Source organism: Cupriavidus sp. SIMBA_020, assembly GCF_046535395.1.
In the GTDB taxonomy this organism is placed as follows: domain Bacteria; phylum Pseudomonadota; class Gammaproteobacteria; order Burkholderiales; family Burkholderiaceae; genus Cupriavidus; species Cupriavidus campinensis.
Map to the genome: position 1 here is coordinate 1 of NZ_JAWRWU010000898.1, position 261 is coordinate 261.

The 261-nt window shown below is 60.9% G+C and carries 1 protein-coding gene; it reads left to right on the top strand.

Going from position 1 to position 261, the window contains the following annotated elements; genetic code table 11:
• The coding region (locus tag SB751_RS32020; RefSeq protein ID WP_410749268.1) for a D-alanyl-D-alanine carboxypeptidase family protein at positions 1–261 on the top strand (261 nt) is incomplete at both ends.

The window sequence follows — 261 nt, forward strand, 5'->3', positions numbered from 1 at the left end:
GGCCTGCACGGCACGCATTTCGCCAGTCCGCATGGCCTGCCGGACGCGGGCACGTATTCCACGGTCAGTGACCTGTCGATCCTGGCCACGCGCTTCATCCGCGATTATCCCGAGCTGTACAAGTCCTATGACTCGGCCAAGACCTTTACCTATAACAATATTACCCAGCCCAATCGCAACCGCCTGTTGTGGCTGGATCCCAGCGTGGACGGCCTGAAAACCGGCCACACCGAGGCGGCGGGCTATTGCATCGTGGCGACT